Origin of the sequence: Paenibacillus sp. B01 (assembly GCF_009649995.1) — a bacterium.
Lineage (GTDB): Bacteria > Bacillota > Bacilli > Paenibacillales > Paenibacillaceae > Paenibacillus_O > Paenibacillus_O pasadenensis.
This window is the reverse complement of the sequence record NZ_CP045802.1, coordinates 3,761,390-3,777,143: the sequence shown is the minus strand read 5'-3', so window position 1 is coordinate 3,777,143 and position 15,754 is coordinate 3,761,390. Positions and strand designations below refer to the sequence as shown.

Annotated in this window: 16 protein-coding genes; 12 read left to right on the top strand and 4 right to left on the bottom strand. The window is 63.7% G+C overall.

All coding sequences use genetic code 11. From position 1 onward, the window contains the following. Positions 1-31 precede the first annotated feature (31 nt). Entirely contained in the window at positions 32-304 is a 273-nt protein-coding gene (gene rpsT / locus GE073_RS16325; protein WP_028597113.1) for a 30S ribosomal protein S20, read from the bottom strand. A gap of 174 nt (positions 305-478) precedes the next feature. Here rpsT and gpr point away from each other — a divergent pair, with 174 nt between their 5' ends. After that, a complete protein-coding gene (gene gpr, locus GE073_RS16320) occupies positions 479-1,483 on the top strand; it encodes a GPR endopeptidase (RefSeq protein ID WP_153783853.1) in 1,005 nt (334 codons plus the stop codon). Positions 1,484-1,503: 20 nt separating this feature from the next. Here the strand turns inward: gpr and GE073_RS16315 are convergent, their stop codons facing one another. Next, positions 1,504-2,106 carry a TetR/AcrR family transcriptional regulator gene (locus tag GE073_RS16315; protein WP_153783852.1) on the bottom strand — a complete coding sequence of 201 codons (603 nt, stop codon included), beginning with the start codon at positions 2,104-2,106 and terminating at the stop codon, positions 1,504-1,506. 277 nt (positions 2,107-2,383) lie between these two features. Between GE073_RS16315 and GE073_RS16310 the strand changes: the two genes are divergently transcribed. The 7 genes from GE073_RS16310 to GE073_RS16280 all read left to right on the top strand — a co-directional run bounded on the left by GE073_RS16310 (position 2,384) and on the right by GE073_RS16280 (position 10,728). Continuing rightward, a complete protein-coding gene (locus tag GE073_RS16310; protein ID WP_028597110.1) occupies positions 2,384-3,148 on the top strand; it encodes an SDR family NAD(P)-dependent oxidoreductase in 765 nt (254 codons plus the stop codon). A gap of 174 nt (positions 3,149-3,322) precedes the next feature. After that, positions 3,323-4,525 carry a stage II sporulation protein P gene (locus GE073_RS16305; protein ID WP_153783851.1) on the top strand — a complete coding sequence of 401 codons (1,203 nt, stop codon included), beginning with the start codon at positions 3,323-3,325 and terminating at the stop codon, positions 4,523-4,525. A 38-nt stretch (positions 4,526-4,563) separates the two neighbouring features. Then, positions 4,564-5,055 (top strand): hypothetical protein, encoded by a 492-nt coding sequence (locus GE073_RS16300; RefSeq protein WP_153783850.1) that lies wholly within the window; start codon positions 4,564-4,566, stop codon positions 5,053-5,055. Positions 5,056-5,149: 94 nt separating this feature from the next. Beyond that, positions 5,150-6,967: a translation elongation factor 4 gene (gene lepA / locus GE073_RS16295; RefSeq protein WP_028597107.1), complete on the top strand. Its 1,818-nt coding sequence runs from the start codon at positions 5,150-5,152 to the stop codon at positions 6,965-6,967. Between the two features lie 153 nt (positions 6,968-7,120). Next, positions 7,121-8,338 (top strand): radical SAM family heme chaperone HemW, encoded by a 1,218-nt coding sequence (hemW, locus tag GE073_RS16290; RefSeq protein ID WP_101807795.1) that lies wholly within the window; start codon positions 7,121-7,123, stop codon positions 8,336-8,338. Between the two features lie 21 nt (positions 8,339-8,359). After that, a complete protein-coding gene (locus GE073_RS16285) occupies positions 8,360-8,827 on the top strand; it encodes a HEAT repeat domain-containing protein (protein ID WP_228551576.1) in 468 nt (155 codons plus the stop codon). A gap of 326 nt (positions 8,828-9,153) precedes the next feature. Next, on the top strand, positions 9,154-10,728 hold the full coding sequence (locus GE073_RS16280; protein ID WP_416362107.1) for an alkaline phosphatase: 1,575 nt from the start codon (positions 9,154-9,156) through the stop codon (positions 10,726-10,728). A gap of 92 nt (positions 10,729-10,820) precedes the next feature. Here GE073_RS16280 and GE073_RS16275 read toward each other — a convergent pair whose 3' ends face one another. After that, a complete protein-coding gene (locus tag GE073_RS16275) occupies positions 10,821-11,132 on the bottom strand; it encodes a hypothetical protein (RefSeq protein WP_028597103.1) in 312 nt (103 codons plus the stop codon). Continuing rightward, a complete protein-coding gene (locus GE073_RS16270) occupies positions 11,107-11,682 on the bottom strand; it encodes a DUF1572 family protein (protein WP_101807793.1) in 576 nt (191 codons plus the stop codon). Before GE073_RS16270 ends, GE073_RS16275 begins: the two co-directional genes overlap by 26 nt. Positions 11,683-11,808: 126 nt before the next feature. Between GE073_RS16270 and GE073_RS16265 the strand changes: the two genes are divergently transcribed. The 4 genes from GE073_RS16265 (at position 11,809) to grpE (ending at position 15,704) form a co-directional block, all read left to right on the top strand. After that, the gene (locus GE073_RS16265; RefSeq protein WP_153783849.1) at positions 11,809-12,276 is read left to right on the top strand and encodes an N-acetyltransferase; all 468 of its coding nucleotides are present in this window, start codon (positions 11,809-11,811) and stop codon (positions 12,274-12,276) included. A gap of 218 nt (positions 12,277-12,494) precedes the next feature. Beyond that, on the top strand, positions 12,495-13,766 hold the full coding sequence (locus tag GE073_RS16260; RefSeq protein ID WP_228551574.1) for an RICIN domain-containing protein: 1,272 nt from the start codon (positions 12,495-12,497) through the stop codon (positions 13,764-13,766). Between the two features lie 207 nt (positions 13,767-13,973). Next, positions 13,974-14,993, top strand: coding sequence for a heat-inducible transcriptional repressor HrcA (hrcA, locus tag GE073_RS16255; protein WP_101807792.1), 1,020 nt, complete (start codon positions 13,974-13,976; stop codon positions 14,991-14,993). A 102-nt stretch (positions 14,994-15,095) separates the two neighbouring features. Beyond that, complete coding sequence (gene grpE, locus GE073_RS16250; protein ID WP_228551572.1) at positions 15,096-15,704, top strand: nucleotide exchange factor GrpE; 609 nt, start codon at positions 15,096-15,098, stop codon at positions 15,702-15,704. Positions 15,705-15,754: the final 50 nt, after the last annotated feature.

Sequence of the window (15,754 nt, the reverse complement as noted above, 5' to 3'; positions counted from 1 at the left end):
GGGAGGAGCGGGCTTTCCGCATTGGCGGCGATTAAGCTTGAGCCGTAAGGGCGTTCAGCTTCTTGGCCAGGCGGGATTTTTTACGGGCTGCGGCATTTTTATGGATCAGGCCTTTGGTAACGGCTTTGTCCAGCTTCTTGGAAGCCACGATCAGGGCAGCCTTCGCTGCTTCTGCATCGGTACCGGCGATAGCGACATCAGCCGACTTGACAGCCGTGCGAAGCGCGGATTTTTGGGAAGCGTTCAGAGCGCGGCGTTTCTCGCTCGTTTTCACGCGTTTGATGGCGGATTTAATGTTTGGCACTTGTGATTCACCTCCTACAAGGGGTACAGGCCCCGTACTGCAACACAACTTAAAGTATCTTATCATGGGCCTGCCCAAATTGCAACCATATAGGAAGGATGAGGGAACCGCTTCCGCATAAGATCGGAGGCCGCTTCGCACACTAGGGACAAAACGGGCAGAGGAGCTGTTCGCATGACCCATGATGTCGATTTGAGCCAATATGCCGTCCATACGGATCTGGCGCTGGAAGCGAAGGAAATGGCCGAGGAAGCGGGAAGCCCGGTTCCCGGCGTGCTGATGGAGACGGCGGAAGCGGACGGCATCAAGGTCACGCGCCTGGAGGTGCAGAACGAGGCGGGCTCGCAGGCGATCGGCAAAGTGATCGGCAAATACGTCACGTTCGAGGTGCCGGAGCTGCGCACGCATGACTCGGAGCTCGGCGACAAGGTGGCGACGCGCTTCGCGCAGGAGTTCGAGCGCTTCCTGCAGCAGCTCGCGGTGCCGGCGAACGCCAGCGTGCTCATCGTCGGGCTCGGCAACTGGAATGTGACGCCGGATGCGCTCGGCCCGCTCGTCGTCGAGAACACGATGGTGACGCGGCAGTTTTTCGAGCTGATGCCCGATCAGGTCGCGCCGGGCTACCGCGCCGTCAGCGCGGTAGCGCCGGGAGTGCTCGGCATCACCGGCATCGAGTCGAGCGAGATCGTGCAGGGCATCATTGAAAAGACGAAGCCGGACGTCATCATCGCCATCGACGCGCTCGCCTCGCGCTCGCTCGAGCGGGTGAACACGACGATCCAGATCGCCGACACGGGCATCCACCCCGGCTCCGGCATCGGCAACAAGCGCAAGGGACTAACGAAGGACATTCTCGGCGTGCCCGTCGTGGCGATCGGCGTTCCGACGGTCGTGTACGCGTCCACGCTCGTCAACAGCGCCATCGACATGATGAAGGAGCATTTTCGCAAGGAGCAGGGCGATACGAGCCAGATCATGGGCCTCGTCGACCAGCTCGCCGAGCAGGAGCGGCTCGCGCTCGTCAAGGAGGTGCTCTCCCCGCTCAAGCATGACCTGCTCGTGACGCCCAAGGAGATCGACCAGTTCATCGAGGATATCGCCAACGTCATCGCGAGCAGCCTGAACGCTGCCCTGCACGAGGCGGTCGACAGCTCCAACGTGGCGGCCTATACGCATTGACCCACGGCGTCAGGCGAGGCTTATTCGGGCCTCGCCTTTTCATTGAACGCGATATAATCGAGCCGGTGGTTGAGCTGCAGCATGAGCTGGCGCGCCATGTAGGAGGCCGAGAACTTGAACCCGGTCTCGGCCCAGTACAGCAGCGTCCCGATCGTGGCGGAAGCCCGGTAGTGCAGCATAAAGTCCTGATCGACCTCGGCGGGATCGCCTTCGAGCGTGAGCCGCAGGTCGCGCCGCATCGACTCTCTCAGCACGCGGGTCATCGCCTCGGGCAGGCCGGCATCCGTGCCGAGCAGCGCGAGGAAGGTTTCCCGGCTGCGCTCGACATGCTCGAACAGCATCAGGCTCGACGGGTAGATTTCCGCCGCCTCCACGCCGCTGCGGTCCGGATAGGGCGCGAGCAGCAGCTCGGAGAACCGGCGCAGGAACTCGCTGCGGATCTCCGCCAGCAGCTCCTCCTTGCCGGGGTAGTGGTTGTAAAACGTGCCGCGGTTGTAGTCGGCGGCTTCCGCGATGTCCTGGATCGTCACCGCCGACGCCTTCTTCTCGCGCAGAAGCCGCACATAGGCTTGCTGCAGCGCTTCCCGTGTCCTCTTTGATCGTCGGTCCAGCCTGTCTTCCATTCGTATCCGGGCTCCTTTCTGCTCCGTTAGTTTGCAGGGTTTCCGCTCTTTTCACTCGCGGCGGATGCGACATTATCGCTTGAAATGTCCAATTTCGCCGCTCCGGCCGACAGCTCGGCCGCCGCTGTCGCCTACCGGACAGCGAGCGGTCCGCTGCTCATTGCGGCCCTCGGAAGAGGGGCGTACACTGAAGGGGCAGCAGCATTTTGAAGCGCTTCCGGACGCTGCGGCCGCCGTCCGGGAGCGACAGCATACAGAATAAAGGAGTGCATCGACAATGACAACCGAAGCCAAAACCGCCATCATTACCGGAGCAGCCGGAGGCATCGGCAAGGAGCTGGCCCGCCGGATGGCCGAGCGGGGCGTGAATCTGGTGCTCGTCGATCTGAAGCGCGAAGCGGTGCTCGCCGTCGCCGAGGAGCTCGGCCTGAACGAGACGAACTCGCTTGCCGTCGCGGCGGACGTCTCCGTCGAGGACGAGGTGAAGGGCTACGTCCAAGCCGCCCTGGATAAATTCGGACGGATCGACTATTTCGCCAACAACGCCGGCATCGAGGGCCCGATGGGGCTGATCGAGGAGCAGAGCGTCGACGCGCTCGACCTGGTCTACCGGGTGAACGTGCGCGGCGTCTTCCTCGGCCTGCAGCATGTGCTGCCGGTCATGAAGCGCCAGCAGTCCGGAGCGATCCTGAACACATCCTCGCTCGCCGGCCTGATGGGCGCGCCGGGCATGTCTCCTTACATCATGTCCAAGCATGCCGTCATCGGCCTGACCCGCGTCGCCGCCAACGAGGCCGCCCCGAGCGGCGTCCGCGTGAACGCGGTGCTGCCGGGCACGATCAACACGGCCATGATGCGCAAGATCGAAGCCAACTCCGGGACGCCGGACGCGTTCAAGACGGCCAACGAGTCGCTCACGCCGCTCGGCCGTTACGGCGAGCCGCAGGAAGTAGCGGCCGTCATGAACTTCCTGCTGTCGGACGAAGCGTCGTTCGTGACCGCCTCGCTCTATACGGTCGACGGCGGCATGGTCGCCCAGTAAGACGCTGTTCCCGCTTTCGCCCGCCTCTTTCCGAGGCGGGCTTTTTTGCGCTTTCGGGTCCGATCCCGGTCCGCGGTTCTACCTTCCTCCCCCTGTTCATAGAGTAGATAGCAGTTGCTAGATTCGGCGGAGCGCAAGAGGGAAAGGCCATATCGGCATCAGGAGGGGACAAGCATGATTCGGATGGGAACAGGCAAGGAAGACGCAAGCCTGCGGCTGAGGCGGCTGCTCACCGCAGGGAGGACGTTCGTGGCGATCAGCCTTTGCTCGATGGTCGCGTTCATGCTGATCGGAGCGCTCGCGATGGTGCGGGAGCAGCGGGGGGCGGCCTCGCTGCAAGGGCTGGCGTCGACGGTTTCAACCGCCTTTTTTGCGGACATGCTGGGAATGGAGATTCCCGTCTACCATAGTCCGGCGCAGGGCAGCTTCTCCGACCGCGAGCTGGCGCAAGCGGCGGCCGAGACGCTGACGGAGGTCAACCCGGCCGATCCGCGCAGCCTGCTGGCCGCCGGCATGCCGGGCATGGAGCCGCCGGCGAGCCCGGTCCCTTCGCCGGACGGCGGAGCGCCGGCGGACGGGTCGGCCGGCGAAGAGGCCGACGATATGGACGCCCACGACCCGGGCGTGCTGGACGGAGAGGACGAGCCGGGCGTCGGTCCGGTCGGGGAGATGCCCGGGGGAGCAGTCGAGCCGGCTCCGCAGGGCGGAGGAGAGCAGCAGCCGTCCGCCGGCGAGACGGCGTCGAGCAAGAACCTGGTGTTCATTTACCATACGCATGCCCGCGAATCGTACGCGCCGGAGCTCGGCGGCGGCGTGAGCGACCCGCAGTCGGCCAAGATCAACGTCGGCCAGGTCGGCTCGCGGCTGGCGGAGCAGCTGGAGAAGCGCGGCATCGGCACGCTGCACGACACGACGGACTACCCGACGGCCGTCGCCGGCTACCGCTGGGAGCTGAGCTACAAGTACTCCAAGAAGACGGTGCAGCAGGCGATGAGCGAGAACGGGCAGCTGAAGCTGTTCTTCGACATCCATCGCGACTCGCAGAAGCGCAAGATCACGACGAAGTCGATCGGCGGCCAGGATTACGCCAAGGTGTTTTTCGTCATCGGCAAAGGCAATCCGGACTGGGAGCGCAACATGGCGTTCGCCGAGTCGATCCACGAGCGGCTCGACAAGGAGTATCCCGGCCTGTCTCGGGGCATCCTCGGCAAAGCGAAAACCTCCGGCAACAACGGCGAGTACAACCAGTCGCTGTCGGGCCAGAGCATCCTGATCGAGATCGGCGGCGTCGACAATACGCTGGAGGAATGCTACCGGACGGCGGACGCGCTCGCGGAGGTCATCGCCGACCTGTATTTCAACGACCAGAAGGCTTGAGCGAAATAAGAGCAAATCGATGAAGGAGGGCGTCCGGCATGAAAAGAGGACCGCTGAAATGGACGATCGTCGGCGCCGCGCTCGCGGCGGTGCTGATGTTCGGGATGGAGATGACGTCGGCCGGCATCGGCCGCGTCTACGGCCCCGTCGAGGGCAGCGAGCCGGCCGAGATCGGGCGCTACGCGCAGGCGGTCCGGGAGCTGGAGCTGCAGCAGGCCAAGCTCAAGCAGCTGGAGTACGAGGCCGAGCTGAAGCGGCTGCAGAAAAAATACGGCATCGAGGCCGCGGCCGCCGTGCCGGAGGAGGGAGCCTTTCTCGGCGACGAGGAATCGGCGGCCGCGCCGGCGCTGGCGCAGACGCAGCGGGATCGGCGGCAGAGCGAGGACGGCTCGCGCCTGCCGGGCATCGCGGATCCGCAGGGCGAGACGGGCGTCAACCGGCTGGCCGACGGCACGGCCGGCGTGCTGCAGAGCGTGTCGAGCTCGGGCATCCGCTTCCTCGTGACGCTGTTCGACTCGATGACGCAGTAGGGGCGTGCGGCCGCCCCCGCCGTTTTCATTGCCCCTCATTCTCTGAAAAGGTATAATAAAGGTTAGACCTATTGAGGGGTGTGGATCACAAAGCATGGCAGACGTACGCGACCGCCAAAAGAAGATACGGAACTTTTCCATTATCGCGCATATCGACCACGGAAAGTCCACGCTGGCCGACCGGATCCTGGAGTATACCGGCGCGCTCACTTCCCGTGAAATGCAGTCCCAGGTGCTCGATCAGATGGAGCTGGAGCGGGAGCGCGGCATCACGATCAAGCTGCAGGCCGTCCGCCTGAGCTACAAGGCCGACGACGGCGAGGAGTACATCCTCAACCTGATCGATACGCCGGGACACGTCGACTTCACCTATGAGGTGTCGCGCAGCCTCGCCGCCTGCGAGGGCGCGTTGCTCGTCGTCGACGCCGCCCAGGGCATCGAGGCGCAGACGCTGGCTAACGTCTATCTGGCGCTGGACAACAACCTCGAGATCTTGCCGGTCATCAACAAGATCGACCTGCCGAGCGCGGAGCCGGAGCGCGTCAAGCAGGAGGTCGAGGACGTGATTGGCCTCGACGCGAGCGACGCCGTGCTGGCGTCGGCCAAGGCCGGCATCGGCATCAAGGAGATCCTCGAGCAGGTCGTGCTCAAGGTGCCGGCCCCGACCGGCGATCCGGACGAGCCGCTCAAGGCGCTCATTTTCGACTCCCACTACGATCCTTACAAGGGCGTCATCGTCTACGTGCGGGTCGTCGACGGGAGCATCAAGGCCGGCAAGAAGATCCGCTTCATGGCGACGGGCGCCGAGTTCGAGGTCATCGAGGTCGGCGCGTTCAAGCCGCGCATGACGATCGTGGACGAGCTCGCCGTCGGCGACGTCGGCTTCGTCGTCGCGGGCATCAAGAACGTCAAGGACACCCGCGTCGGCGATACCGTCACCGAGGCCAAGCGCCAGGCGCCGGAGCCGCTGCCGGGCTATCGCAAGATCAACCCGATGGTCTACTGCGGCCTATATCCGATCGACAACACGGAGTACAACGACCTGCGCGAGGCGCTCGAGAAGCTGCAGCTCAACGACGCCTCGCTGACGTTCGAGCCGGAGTCGTCGACGGCGCTCGGCTTCGGCTTCCGCTGCGGCTTCCTCGGCCTGCTGCACATGGACGTCATCCAGGAGCGGATCGAGCGCGAGTTCAACATCGACCTCATCACGACCGCTCCGAGCGTCATCTACACGGTGACGCTGACGAGCGGCGAGGTGCTCCACATCGACAACCCGTCTAACTACCCGGAGGTCGGCAAGATCGAGCATGTCGAGGAGCCGTACGTCAAGGCGGCCGTCATCGTGCCCAACGATTATGTCGGCACGGTGATGGAGCTGTGCCAGAACAAGCGCGGCGAGTTCGTCAACATGGAGTATCTGGACACGAACCGCGTCACGATCACGTACCAGATCCCGCTGTCGGAGATCGTCTACGACTTCTTCGACCAGCTCAAGTCGAGCACCAAGGGCTACGCCTCGTTCGACTACGAGCTGAGCGGCTACCGCCAGTCCAAGCTGGTCAAGATGGACATCATGCTGAACGGCGAGACGGTCGACGCGCTGTCGGTCATCGTGCACCGCGACCGCGCCTACCAGCGCGGACGGATCATCTGCGAGAAGCTCAAGGAGCTCATCCCGCGCCAGATGTTCGAGGTGCCGGTGCAGGCGTCGATCGGCCAGAAGGTCATCGCCCGCGAGACGGTCAAGGCGATGCGCAAAAACGTCCTCGCCAAGTGCTACGGCGGCGACATCAGCCGCAAGCGCAAGCTGCTCGAGAAGCAAAAGGAAGGCAAGAAGCGGATGAAGCAGGTCGGCAACGTCGAGGTTCCGCAAGAGGCGTTCATGGCCGTGCTCAAGATCGACGAGGATTGAGTCGGAGCCGGCGGCCCTCGCGGCCGCGCGGTTCCGAACCGGACGGAGGAGAGCGGCCGCTCTCCTCTTGCGCCGTTTTACGGGGCATCCGCGGCTAGGGCATGTCTGCAAGCACGCCCTGGTCCGCGCGGCTCCGCCGAGGAGGGAACACCTATGCTGCATCACGCGCCCAGAGCGCTTTACATCCATATCCCGTTCTGCACGAACAAGTGCCATTACTGCGACTTCAACTCCTACATCCTCAAAGGCCAGCCGGTCGACGATTATCTGACCGCGCTGGAGCGCGAGATGGAGCGGACGCTGTCGGCGACGCCGGCGGAGCGCATCGACACCGTATTCGTCGGTGGCGGCACGCCGACGGTGCTGACGCCGCCCCAGATGGAACGCTTCCTCGCCTCGGTGCGCCGGCTCTGGCCGCTGCACGAGGGCACGGAATTCACGATGGAGGCCAATCCCGGCACGACCGATCCCGACAAGCTGGCGGTCATGTTCGCCGGCGGCGTCAACCGGCTGAGCTTCGGCGTGCAGTCGTTCGACAACGGCCTGCTGCAGCGGATCGGCCGCATCCATGACGTCGACGACGTGTACCGCAGCCTGGACAACGCGCGGGCGGCGGGCTTCGGCAACCTGTCCATCGACCTCATGTTCGGCCTGCCGGGCCAAACGGTCGAGCTGCTGTCCGACAGCGTGGACAAGGCGCTCGCGCTCGACCTGCCGCACTACTCGCTGTACAGCCTCAAGGTCGAGGAGAACACGCTGTTCCATCATCTCTACGAGAAAAACCAGCTGCCGCTGCCGACCGAGGACGAGGATCTGGAGATGTACCTGCATCTCATCGGCCGCCTCCAGGGAGCCGGCTACGAGCATTACGAGATCAGCAACTTCGCGAAGCCCGGCTTCGAGAGCCGGCATAACTCGACCTACTGGCGCAACGAGCCTTACTACGGGCTCGGCGCGGGGGCGCACGGCTACTTGGAGCGCCATCGCCACGTCAACATCAAGGGCGTGCAGCCGTACATCGACGCCGCGCTGGAGCGCCTGCCCCGCCTGTCGGGGGAGACGGTGTCCGAGGCCGAGGCGATGGAGGACTTCATGATGGTCGGCCTGCGCCTGCTGGACGGCGTGCGCGGAGCCGACTTCGAGCGGCAGTTCCCGGGACGGACGATCGAGGGCGTGTTCGGAGCGCAGCTGCGGCCGCTGGTGGAGGGCGGGCTGCTGCTCCGTCTGGAGGACGGAGAGCACGGCAGCCTGCCGGGAGGCACGCCGCTGCGTCCGGGCCAGGGCTACCGGCTGTCGCCGCAAGGCGTGCTGCTCGGCAACGAAGTGTTCGGGGCGTTCATCGGCGTCCTGGACGATGCGATTCATTCTTAGAAGCGAAGGGGATTGAATTCCTTGAAAACGAAACCGAACCAAATCAAAGCCGATCCGGCAGAGCCGGAAGCCGTCGATCCGGTCGTCGAGCTCAAGCGCGCCGCCAGCCGCACCTCCGACTGGAGGGCGCGCCAGCAGGCGGCGTCCGAGCTGGCCGCCCTCAAGGCGCCGCAGTCCGCCGCCATCCTGCGCCGCCTGCTGGCAGACGATCCGGTGCATCCGGTGCGCGAGGCGGCCTACCGCGGCCTCGTCTCGCTCGGCGAGCCGGCGCAGGCGCCGGTCCGCAAAGGCTCCGTCCCGGTCAAGGGACTGGACAAGATCGTCGTGCGCGTGCGCAAGAGCCTGGCCGACGGACATAGCTTCGCCGACTTCAAGGAAAAGCTGAAGAAGATGAGGCTGGACGTGTATGACGTGCTCGAAGGCGACAAGGGAGCCGAGTTCGACGGCTGGCTCGAGGAGCAATGGAAGGCCTCGTTCGAGCGGAAGTAAAGGGCGAAGGCGAGCCGCGTCGCCCTCTGGCGGCGTGCCTCGTCCGTCCCGAAAAAGGAGCGCTTCTGGCAGCATCGGCTGCGGAAGCGCTCCTTTTGCGTTCTTTTAGCGGTATATGGTTCATGACTAAGATAGTATTATTTACGATTTATTTAAGTTCATTTGATCGGATTCGAGGCCGAAGTTTACAAAACGCTAACGGTTCTCCTTTAGGATGACAAAGAAACGAACGATGGAGAGGGGTTAACGATTTGAAAACGAGCAGGCTTTGGACGAAACGAATGATGGGCACGGCCGTCGCGGCGGCGCTGGTCGGCACGGGAAGCATGGCGGCGTTTGCGGCAGACGGCGCCTCCGTCGCGCCAGGAACGGCGGCGGAAACGGCGGGGGCGGACATTAAAAACGTCATCCTGCTTATCCCGGACGGCATGGCGAACGAGGCGACGGCGCTCGCAAGGTACTACAAGGGCTCCTCGCTGGCGCTGGACGCGCTCGCGACTGGCATGGTGCGGACGCATTCGGCCGACGCTCCGATCGCCGACTCGGCGCCGGCTGGAACGGCGTTTGCGACCGGCTTCAAATCGCATACCGGATTCGTCGGCGTGCTGCCGGACAAGGCGACGATGCCGGGACAGGCTGCGATCGCGAAGGGCGAGGAGCGCCGTCCGGTCGCATCCGTGCTGGAGGCGTCCAAGCGGGCCGGCAAAGCGACCGGCATCATCGCGACCTCGGAGTTCATGCATGCGACTCCTGCCGATTTTTCCGCGCACTATCCGGACCGGAAAAACTATGACGCGCTCAGCATGCAGCAGGTGTACAACGGCATCGACGTCGTGCTCGGCAGCGGCAGCAGCTTCCTGACGTCGGCCGGACGCAAGGACGGCAACAACCTGCTCGCGTCGATCAAGGCGCTCGGCTACGACTATGTGACGACCCCGGCCGCGCTGAAGGCGTCCAAGTCGGACAAGCTGTGGGGCATGTTCGGCAGCAAGGCGCTCGATTATGACCTGGACCGCGATCCGTCCAAGCAGCCGAGCCTCGCCGAGATGACGAGCAAGGCGATCGAGGTGCTGTCGAAGGACAAGGACGGCTTCTTCCTGATGGTCGAGGGCAGCAAGGTCGACTGGGCCGCGCATGCGAACGATCCGGTCGGCGTCGTCAGCGACGTGCTCGCCTTCGACAAGGCGGTAGAGGCCGCGCTCGGCTTCGCCAAGCGGGACGGGCAGACCGCGGTCGTAGCGGTGACCGACCACGGCAACGGCGGCCTGACGATCGGCAACGCGGCGACGACCGGCTCGTACGACGAGGAGCCGCTGTCCGCGTTCATCGGCCCGCTCAAAAAAGCGAAGGTGACCGGCGAAGGGTTCGAGTCCAAGCTGAACGCCTCCCGCTCCAACATCAAGGAGGCGGCAAAGACCTACCTCGGCATCACGGATCTGACGAGCGAGGAAGTGAAGTCGATCCGCGAGGCGAAGCCGGGCTCGATGAACTATGCCGTCGGCCCGATCATCAGCAGCCGTTCCGGCATCGGCTGGACGACGGGCGGCCATACGGGCGGCGACGTCGTGCTGTACGCCTACGCGCCGAACGGCGACCGTCCGAGCGGCGTCATCGACAATACCGACGTCGCCAAGTACATCGCCCGCGTGCTCGGCCTTGACCTCGGCCAGACGACGAAGCAGCTGTTCGTCGAAGCCCAGGCGGCCTTCGCGGCCAAAGGAGCCAAAACCGAAATCAAGGCTGCGAGCCTCGTCGTCACGAAAAACGGCCAGAAGCTGGAGCTGCCTTTCTACAAAAACCAGGCGCTGCTGAACGGCGGCAAGATCACGCTTGACGGCGTCGTCGTGTACAACGGCTCGAAAGTATACGTGTCGCAAAAAGCGGTGGACCTGATCTCGTAGAGCCCGCCGACGCTTCATCGTCCAGAATCCAGAAAGCGCCCAGCCCTTTGTCTCGACAAAGGACTGGGCGCTTCGCGTTCCGGGAAGGGGCCTTAGGACGAGCCGCGATCGCCGTTCGCGGCGTCGGAGGCATTCGGCTCCGCCGAGTCTTCGCGAAGCGTCTTGGTGAAATTGCGCAGCGAAAGGACGAAGCCTGCGAGGATGACGAGGGCCCTGGTGCCGAGGAGCATCCCATCCATCGCGGTCATTTTCGGGGGGCCGTTCCCGATCGCGCCGGTCTTCGGCACATTGTAGTCGATCCACATGTCAATGAAGACAAGGAGCTGGAAAAACAGCAGACAGCTGCTGGCGATCAGGAGGGCGGCGGCCCAGAAGCGCTTATTTTTCCGCATCGCCGGCCTCATGTCCAAGCCTCCGGTTGAACGCCCGAGACTCGTTCCGCGGTATGCTCAGCGACTGCCAGCTTGCCGCGCGCGAGGCTTTGGCCAGCTGCACGATCTGCCCGACATGGTAGCCGTAATGGGAAAGCTGGCGCTGGATCGTCTGCAGCACGAGATGCGGCTCGCTGCGGATCGTGACCGTGCGCAGGAGATCCTCCGGCCGCAGCCCGTCCAACGTCTCGAATACGATGCGCCAGCCGTCCTCCCACCAGCGGATCACCTCGGCGGCGGTCGTTTCGGGCGGCAGCTCGAACTCTCCGTCGCGGTCGCGCCACGGCTTTTCGCCGTCGGTCGTGAGGAAGTCCGTCCAGCGGGACTTCATATTGCCGGACAGATGCCGGACGATGACGGCGATCGAGTTCGACTCCGGCGCCGGGACGGCGAACAGCGCCTCTTCGCCTGCCTGCGCGAGAGCCCGGTCGCCGAGCTTCTTCTGGCTGCGGAACACGCTGCGGGCATCTTCAAGCATGCGGGCGCCCAGCTCGCGGGCGTCCGCTGCGTACGGTTCGGTCATGGGAACAGGCACCTCCTCTTTTTTTCCAGTATACATCGGCGGCGCGTTTTTTTCTCTTGAGCATTCATTCGCTTTGCTGTATATTTATTCATATTGCAAAGATGACGACGGAAGGAGGAGAAGAGTATGCTCGTACAGGAAGCCGTATGCCGCGCCGCCAAGCCGGAGGATGTCGATACGCTTTTTGAGCTCATCCAAGGCTATGCGGAAAAGGGGATCATGCTGCCACGGTCCAAGGACGTGCTTCTCCGCCAGATCAGCACGTTCGTCATCGCCGAGATCGCCGGCGCGGTCGTCGGCTGCGGATCGCTGACCCGGCTCGGCCAGGATCTCGTCGAGATCCGCTCGCTCGGCATCAGCGAAGGCCATAAGGGCGCAGGCATCGGCAGCAAGCTTGTCGCCAAGCTGATCGAGCAGGCTCAGGCCCAGGGCATTCCCAAAATCATGGCGCTCACCTACGAGGTCCGCTTCTTCGAGCGCAACGGATTTTCCGTCGTGAACAAGGAGATCTTCCCCGAGAAGGTATGGACGGACTGCGTGAACTGCCCGAAGCAGCATGCCTGCGACGAGATCGCGGTCATCCGCTATATATGAAGCGTTGAAATCCAGCCCGCCTGCCGATCGAGGACGGGCTTTTTTTTGCGACCCGAAATTCCGCAACTCCACCTAAAAAAAGGGGAATTTACTTCATATTGGGGCAGGAGCATACTAAGGGAGCTTCACCAGCCAAGCATGCCGAGACGAGAGGAGGAGCTGGAGACGACGGTTCGATGATTATGGAAGCGCTTTAAAAACAAAGGAGGAATGATTGCGTGAAGTGGAGAACGCTCGTCCTATTCTCTCTGGCCGCCCTGCTGCTGCTGGCGGGCGGCCGGCCGGCCGGAATGCCCAAAGCCGAGGCCGCGCCCGTGTGGAACCTAACGTGGAGCGATGAGTTCAACGGCGCCTCCGGCTCCGCGCCGGACGGCGGCAAGTGGGGCTATGACCTCGGCGCGGGCGGCTGGGGCAACAACGAGCTGCAAAACTATACGAACCGGAGGGACAATTCCTATCTGGACGGCAGCGGCAATCTCGTCATTAAGGCGATCAAGGAAAATTACAACGGCAGCGCCTATACGTCCGCGCGCCTGCTGACCAAGGGCAAGTTCAACCAGGCGTACGGCAAGTTCGAGGCGCGCATCAAGCTGCCTTACGGCCAAGGCATCTGGCCGGCGTTCTGGATGCTCGGCAGCAACCTCGACCAGGCGGGCTGGCCCGGCGCCGGCGAGCTGGACATCATGGAATACCTCGGCCATGATACGCGGACGGTATACGGCACGGTGCACGGACCGGGCTACTCCGGCGCGGGCGGCATCAGCAAGTCGTACACGCTCCCGAGCGGCAGCTTCTCGGATTCCTTCCATACCTTCTCCGTCGAGTGGGAGCCGACCCAGATCCGCTGGTACGTCGACGGCAACCTGTTCCACACGTTCAATAAAAGCCAGCTCGGGGCGGGACAGACGTGGGTATTCGACCATTCGTTCTTCATGATCCTGAACTTGGCCGTCGGCGGCAACTGGCCCGGCTATCCGAACGCCTCGACCGTGTTCCCGCAGACGATGACGGTCGACTACGTGCGGGTCTACTCGCAGGGCTCGTCGCCGTCGGCTCCGGTCGAAAGCGGCGCCGTCTACAAACTGATCAACGTGAACAGCAACAAAGCGCTCGACGTCTACGCGGCGAGCACGGCCGACGGCGCGAACGTGCAGATCTACACGGACAACGGCACCGGCGCCCAGCGCTGGCAGGCTTTTGCCCAGGCCGACGGCAGCTTTACGCTGATCAATCCTGCGAGCAACAAGGCGCTGGACGCGGCGGGAGCGGGCACGGCGGACGGAACGAACGTGCAGATCGCGAACCAGAACGGCTCGGCTGCCCAGAAATGGCGGATTACCGCCAATGCGGACGGCAGCTTCAAGCTGATCAATGTGAACAGCGGCAAGGCGCTCGACGTCTCCAGCTCGGGCACCGCCGACGGCACGAACGTGCAGCTGTGGACGGACAACGGCACCGGCGCCCAGAAGTGGAGGCTGGTCAAGCTTTAAGGCGGTTTTCGAGGCGAATGCCCCGGGAAAGGCGGCTCTTCCGAGAGCCGCCTTTCCCTTTTTTTTCGGCCTCCGCCTCACTTGACAACGCTCCGCCAGGTTTGGTATTTTGGTTATGAATGTTAGCACTCGATAGAGTGGAGTGCTAATCACTCGTCCGCCTCGGATTTTGGGAATCCGGAGGCATGCAGAGGGAGGATGGTACGGATGTTGACTGAAAGGCAGCAGCTGATCTTAGGCGTGATCATCGACGATTATATCCGTTCCGCCGAGCCTGTAGGCTCCCGGAGCATTTCGAAGCGGGGCGACGTGGCCTTCAGCCCGGCGACGATCCGCAACGAGATGGCGGATCTAGAGGAGCTGGGATTCCTGGAGCAGCCGCATACGTCGGCTGGACGCATTCCTTCCATTCAAGGCTACCGGTATTATGTCGATCATCTGATGAGGCGCGAGGCGGTCACCAAGAGCGAGCTGCAGGCGATCCGCTCGTTCGTCGCCAGCCGCATGATGGAGGCAGAGCAGGCGATCCAGCAGGCGGCGATGATCATCTCCAACCTGACGAACTACACGTCGATCGTGCTCGGTCCGGACTCGGTCAATCAGGCGCTCAAGCAGTTCCAGCTCGTGCCGCTCGGGGGCGACAAGGCGGTGGCGATCGTCGTGACCAATACCGGCCACGTCGAGAACCGCACGGTGACGATCCCGCCGGATCTGGACATGGATGACATCGAGCAGGCGGTGCGCTTCCTCAACGAGCGGCTGAGCGGGACGCCGCTCACCCGCCTGAAGTCCCGGCTCTTCTCGGCGGCGGGCGAGGAAATGGGCCGCTATGCGGATCAATGCGAAGGGCTGCTCAAGCTGATCGAGCAGGCCGTCCGCTCGGAGGACGACAGCCGGCTGTACCTGTCCGGCACGGCCCGCATCCTCGCTCAGCCGGAGTTCAAGGATGTCGACAAGGTCAAGACGATCTTCGGGCTGCTGGAGGAGACGCCGACGCTGCTGCGCCTGTTCTCCTCGCTGCCGCAGGGGCTGTCGGTGCGGATCGGCACGGAGAACGACCACGCCGCGATCGCGAGCTGCAGCCTCATTACGGCTTCGTTCACGATCGATGGCGAGCAGATGGGCACGATCGGCATCCTCGGCCCGACGAGGATGGATTACGGGCGCGTCGTCGGCCTGCTCGGCGAGTTCGGGCGCAGCCTGAGCAGCCTGCGGACGGAGCGCTGACGAACGCCGTCCAGGCTTGGACGCGGCGCGCAGGCAAGGGGCTTCGCGGCCCCTACATAGATTCAGCCGCGTTATGGAACCATTTACGGGAGGTGAGCATGCTTGGATTCCAAGAAGAATACGATAGATGAACAGACAAGCGCAGAGGACATTCTGGACGCCGATCAAGAGACGGCGGAGCAGGCGGCCGCGGCCGCTGGCGGCGAGCCGATCGAGGCCGAGCCGCAGGCGGCGGAGGAGGCCGGGCAAGCGCCGGAAGAGGATTCCCGCTATGCGGAGCTGGCTCGCCAGGCGGAGGAGCATCAGCAGCGGCTGCTGCGCGTCCAGGCCGACTATGACAATTTCCGCCGCCGCACGGCCAAGGAAAAGGAAGAGCTGGGCCAGTACGCCTCGGCGAAGCTGCTGACGCAGCTGCTGCCGATCGTCGACAACTTCGACCGGGCGATCGCCGCCGCGGCCGGCGGAGGCGATGCGGAATCGCTCGCCAAGGGCGTGGACATGATCTTCCGGCAGCTGCAGGGCGTGCTCGAGCAGGAAGGGCTGAAGCCGATGGAAGCGGTCGGGCAGCCGTTCAATCCGGAATTCCATCAGGCGGTCATGACCGTGGAGTCCGACGAGCATGAGGAAGGCATCGTCGTGGAGGAGCTCCAGAAGGGCTTCATGCTCAAGGACAAGGTGCTTCGTCCGGCCATGGTCAAGGTAAGCGGCTAGGACGGCCTTAATCTGCCTTTAAGATAAAGCGGGTATACTTGGATCGACCC

Bases quoted from the DNA above. Each gene is read 5' to 3' on its own strand.
- GE073_RS16310 (WP_028597110.1), top strand. From the start codon at position 2,384: ATGACAACCGAAGCCAAAACCGCCATCATTACCGGAGCAGCCGGAGGC.
- lepA (WP_028597107.1), top strand. From the start codon at position 5,150: ATGGCAGACGTACGCGACCGCCAAAAGAAGATACGGAACTTTTCCATT.
- GE073_RS16265 (WP_153783849.1), top strand. From the start codon at position 11,809: ATGCTCGTACAGGAAGCCGTATGCCGCGCCGCCAAGCCGGAGGATGTC.
- GE073_RS16270 (WP_101807793.1), bottom strand. From the start codon at position 11,682: ATGACCGAACCGTACGCAGCGGACGCCCGCGAGCTGGGCGCCCGCATG.
- GE073_RS16300 (WP_153783850.1), top strand. From the start codon at position 4,564: ATGAAAAGAGGACCGCTGAAATGGACGATCGTCGGCGCCGCGCTCGCG.
- GE073_RS16315 (WP_153783852.1), bottom strand. From the start codon at position 2,106: ATGGAAGACAGGCTGGACCGACGATCAAAGAGGACACGGGAAGCGCTG.
- gpr (WP_153783853.1), top strand. From the start codon at position 479: ATGACCCATGATGTCGATTTGAGCCAATATGCCGTCCATACGGATCTG.
- GE073_RS16275 (WP_028597103.1), bottom strand. From the start codon at position 11,132: ATGAGGCCGGCGATGCGGAAAAATAAGCGCTTCTGGGCCGCCGCCCTC.
- hrcA (WP_101807792.1), top strand. From the start codon at position 13,974: ATGTTGACTGAAAGGCAGCAGCTGATCTTAGGCGTGATCATCGACGAT.
- hemW (WP_101807795.1), top strand. From the start codon at position 7,121: ATGCTGCATCACGCGCCCAGAGCGCTTTACATCCATATCCCGTTCTGC.
- GE073_RS16280 (WP_416362107.1), top strand. From the start codon at position 9,154: ATGGCGGCGTTTGCGGCAGACGGCGCCTCCGTCGCGCCAGGAACGGCG.
- GE073_RS16305 (WP_153783851.1), top strand. From the start codon at position 3,323: ATGATTCGGATGGGAACAGGCAAGGAAGACGCAAGCCTGCGGCTGAGG.